4 protein-coding genes are annotated in these 4,523 nt (G+C 71.2%); all 4 read right to left on the bottom strand.

Annotation, left to right across the window (positions count from 1 at the left end):
• Positions 1-211 precede the first annotated feature (211 nt).
• On the bottom strand, positions 212-370 hold the full coding sequence (locus jaqu_RS21790; RefSeq protein ID WP_161793907.1) for a hypothetical protein: 159 nt from the start codon (positions 368-370) through the stop codon (positions 212-214).
• A gap of 148 nt (positions 371-518) precedes the next feature.
• The gene (locus tag jaqu_RS19250) at positions 519-2,816 is read right to left on the bottom strand and encodes a xanthine dehydrogenase family protein molybdopterin-binding subunit (RefSeq protein WP_043920649.1); all 2,298 of its coding nucleotides are present in this window, start codon (positions 2,814-2,816) and stop codon (positions 519-521) included.
• Positions 2,817-2,819: 3 nt separating this feature from the next.
• A complete protein-coding gene (locus tag jaqu_RS19245; RefSeq protein WP_043920648.1) occupies positions 2,820-3,857 on the bottom strand; it encodes an FAD binding domain-containing protein in 1,038 nt (345 codons plus the stop codon).
• The coding region (locus jaqu_RS19240) for a (2Fe-2S)-binding protein (protein WP_236687905.1) at positions 3,854-4,523 on the bottom strand (670 nt) is incomplete at its 5' end. The genes jaqu_RS19240 and jaqu_RS19245, both read right to left, overlap by 4 nt.

Below are 4,523 nucleotides of genomic sequence, written 5' to 3'. Positions count from 1 at the left end.
CACCTGACGCGGGCGTTCAAGGCGCGCTTCGGGGTGACGCCCGCGAAAGCGCGGGGGGAGATGGCATGAGCGCGGGACGCCGAGTCGCAATGTCTCATCGCAGCCTCCGACGGTAGGATCGCTGACGCCTCTGTGCGCTGAAGGCGATCAGATCGTATCAGGCTATCGAAGCCCCATGGCCTCCACGCACTTCTACGATCATGGCCGCGCCTCAGGCACAGGGTCGCAGCCGGTCCCCGCTGTCTCGGCTGCCGTTCTCGATCGCGATGGCCGTGGCGGTCGGACCGGACAGGCAGGACAGGTTGGCTCGTCCGGTCGATGGCGAGGAGCCGCCCGACGATACACAGCCGCCGAGAAGAAGGGCGGCCATGAGACCGGTAAGGCCACGGTTCAATCCGAGAGGGGTCATAAGCGGTTCCTTGTTCAGATGTTCCGAAGGGGCGGCCGCCGGGGGACAGTCCGGCGGCCGCGGGCCCGGCGGCAATCGGGGAGGAGGATCCGCCGGGTGTGGGTGATCGTCAGGCGCCCAGCATGTGCTCCATCCGGATCGGCGCGTCGCGCCGCCGGATGCCGGTGGCGTGGTGTACGGCGTTGGCGATTGCGGCGTTCACCCCGGTGATGCCCAACTCGCCCACGCCCTTGGCGCCCAGCGGGTTGATGTGGCGGTCCTCCTCCTCGACGAGGATCGCCTCGACCGACGGCACGTCCGCGTTCACCGGCACGAAGTACTCGCCGAGATCGCCGTTGATGTAGCGTGCATAGCGGTGGTCCACCTCCGTCGCCTCGTGGAGGACGGAGCCCACGCCCCAGATCATCCCGCCGGTCAGCTGCGACCGCGCCGTCCGCTCGTTCAGGACGCGGCCGAAGGCGAAGGCACCGACCATCCTCGGTACCCGGATCTCGCCCGTGCGCGTGTGGACCGCGACCTCGACGAAGTTGGCTCCGAACGCGGCCCGCGCGTAGGCGTCCGTGACCATGCCGGCGATGCCCGCGTTTCCGGATCGGTAGAGTTCCATCACCGACTTCATGCCGACGGCGGCGGGCACCCACGTGCCGCGCACCTCGATCACGCCGAAGGGCGCGAGGCCCACGACCTCAGAAAGGCGCGCCGTTCGACCGTCGGACGCCGTCATGACGCCATCGGCGAAGGCGATCTCCGTGGGATCGGCGCCCGCGAGGGGCCTGCCCTCCGCAAGGGCGAGTTCGATGACCCGGCTGCGGACCCGCCGCGCCGCATCGAGGACGGCGGAGCCGAAGCTGGCCGCCTGGCGCGCACCGCCCGCGACCGAGTTCGGCGCGTGGTCGCTGTCGCCCAGATCAACGGCGATGCCGTCCTGGGGGACGCCGAGTTCCGCGGCCACGATCTGACGGACGATGGTGTAGGTGCCCATCCCCATGTCGTGGGCGGCGCCCGTGAGCGTGGCCGACAGGTCCGAGCCCAGGCGCAAGTCCGCCGTCGCTGGCGCGGTGTAGGTGGGATAGACCGCGCTGGCCAGGCCGTAGCCATGCAGCCAGTCGCCCCGCCGCATCGCGCGCGTCTCGGGTTGCCAGTCCGACCAGCCGAAGGCCTCCGCCCCCCGCCGCAGGCATTCGTCCAAGCCATGCGACGTCCAGGGCAGGCCCGAGACCGAGTCGCCCCCCGCCGCGGACGAGTTCAGCCGCAGGTCGAGCGGGTTCACGCCCGCCGCCCAGGCCGCCTCGTCGATGGCGGACTCGAGTCCGAACAGGGTGGGTACTTCGGCGGGCGCGCGCATGAAGCCCGGCGTGTTGACGTCCGTGGCCACCGTCGCCTCGTCGGCCCGGATCGCGTCCCAGGCATAAAGACGCGTCGTCTGCTCGGTCCCTGGCAGGAAGAAGGTATCGAAGCGCGAGGTCTGGCCAATCTGGGTGTGTTCCAACCCCGTCAGCCGACCGTCCCTCACCGCCACGCGGATACGCTGCGTAGCGGCGGGTCGCATGGTGCCCACGGTGAACATCTGGCTGCGCGAGACGTAGAGCGCCACGGGCCGGCCCAGCATCCGCGCCGCGGCGCAGGCGACGAGGGTGTGGTTCAGCACCGCGCCCTTCGAGCCGAAGGCCCCGCCCACATGGCGCGACAGGACGCGCACCCGGCTGACCGGCAGGTCGAAGGCGGTGGCGAGCGCGGCGCGCGTGCCGGTCACCCATTGCGACGGCACATGCGCGGTCAGGCCGCCGTCGCGCCATTCGGCGGCGGTGAACCACAGCTCGATCGGGTTGTGATGCTGGATCGGCGTCCGCCATTCGCCTTCGACGATCGTGTCCGCGCCCGCGAAGGCGGCGTCCATGTCGCCGACGCGGATCGGAGGAAGCCGATCTTCGGGGACCGGGACTGGCTCGGCCGCGCCGTCCACATGCATGGAAGCCGTCGCTGCCACACCGTCAATTCGAGGCCGCACCAGCTTGGCCGCCTCTTCGGCGGTCTCGGGCGCGTCGGCGACGACAAGGGCCACGATCTGGCCCGCATAGCGGATCTCGGTCGAGGCCAGGGGAAAGAACGACGACTGCATCGCGCCGCCGGTCGTGTAGCGCGCTAGATCGCCTAAAGCGGGCATGTTGCGATGCGTCAGCACGAGGCGCATGCCCGGCACGGCCTCGGCCGCCCGCGTATCGATCGCGGTGAGCGTGCCCTTTGCATGGGCGGAGGTGACGAGCGTGGCATGGAGCGCGCCGGCCAGCGGCTCGTCCGCGGCGTAGCGCGCCGCACCCGTGACCTTGGCGCGGCTTTCCATCCGGGGCACGCCCTTGCCGATCAGGGGCAGGTTCACGTCTCGAACGACGTGGTAGGTCTCGGCCATGGCTCAGCCCTCCATCCGTGTGAGCGTGGTGAGGGCTTGGACGATCACGTTCCGGCCCAGCGGCACCTTGAAGGCGTTCGCCTCGTGCGTGACCGCGTCCGCGAAGGCCGCCTCGGCGGCCGCGCGCATCGTCTCCTCGGTCAGCGGCCCGCCCCGCAGGACATCCTCGGCCGCCGCGGCGCGCCATGGCACCGTGGCCACGCCGCCCAGCCCGATGCGGACGTCCGCGACCGCGTCGCCGTCCATCTCCAGCCCGACCGCGGCCGAGGCGTTGGCGAAGGCGTAGGAGGCTCTGTCGCGCGCCTTGACGTAGGTGGACCGTGCCAAGGCTGGGCTGAGCGGCACGCGGAAGGCGGTGATGACCTCGCCGGGCGCGAGGCGGGCGTAGTCGCCCTCGTTCGCCTTGTCGGCGGGGCGGACGTGCAGGTCCGCGAAGGGCATCTCGCGCGCCCCGTCCGGCCCGGTGATCTCGATCACGGCGTCGAACGCGACCAGCCCCTGCGCGAAATCCCCGGGATAGGACGCGGTGTCGGTCTCGGTCGTGCCGAGCACGGCCGACAGGCGCGTCGGCTGGCGCACGGTCGTCAGCCGCCCGTCTCCGTAGGGGGTATTGCCGTAAGTCTCGACCTCCGCCGCGTCCCCATCCGCGAGGTCCAGCCAGTCGGGATGGCGGAAGTAGGTGTCCCGCGTCCGCTGCATGACATTGCCGCCCAGCGTCGCCATGTGCCGCAGTTGCTGCGTCGCCGCCAGCCAGAGCGATTCGGACAGAACCGGCGCGCGGTCCTTCACGGTGGCGTCCTCCGCCGCCTGGTTCATCTTGACCAGCGCGCCCAGGCGGAGCGTACCGCCCGCCACCTCGATGGTTCGCAGGGCCGGATCTTCGAGGAAGGTGATGTCGATTACCCGCTGGGGCCGGTAGACGCCCAGCTTTATCAAGTCGAGCATCGTCGTGCCGCCCGCGTAGAGCATGGCGCCGGGCTCAGAGGCCCGCTCGGCGGCCTGCGCGAGCGAGGTCGCGCGCTCGTAGGCGAAGGTCCTCATGCCTCGTCCTCCGCGTAGGGAGCTGGAACGCCCAGATGCAGGTCTTGACGCGCCCCGCCGCCCTCCACGGTCGCGCCTATCTCGGCGGCGGCCTGCATCACGGCGGCCGTAATCTGCGGGTAGGCCGCGCAGCGACAGAGGTTGCCCGACATGTACTCCCGCACCTCCGCCTCCGACGACGCATGGCCCTCGGCGATGACCGCCACGGCGGACATGATCTGGCCCGGCGTGCAGTAGCCGCACTGGAACGCGTCGTTGTCGACGAAGGCGGACTGGACGGGGTGCAGCCCGTCAACCGTGGCGATGCCCTCGGCCTCGGCCCGGGCCGCCAGCCCTTCGATGGTGACGACCTCCGCGCCTTCGAGCTGCGCGGCGAGCGTCAGGCAGCCGAGCACCGGCGCACCGTTCAGGTGGATGGTGCAGGCCCCGCATTGCCCGTGACGGCAGCCGACCTTGGTCCCCGCCAGCCCCTCGCCCTCGCGCAGGAGTTCCAGTGCCGTGCGCCGGGAATCGACCGCGAGCGTGCGCGCCTCGCCGTTCAGGGTGAAGGTCACATCCACGAGGTCGCCTGGCGCGGGCGGCGGCGTCACCTGCGCCTCGGCCTCGCCCGCGCGGAAGCTCGCCGCCAGCCCGCCCGCGGTGACGACCTCCGCGCCTTCGCGCTGC

It is taken from the genome of Jannaschia aquimarina, from assembly GCF_000877395.1.
GTDB lineage: Bacteria > Pseudomonadota > Alphaproteobacteria > Rhodobacterales > Rhodobacteraceae > Jannaschia > Jannaschia aquimarina.
This window is presented reverse-complemented; position numbering and strand designations above follow the sequence as displayed.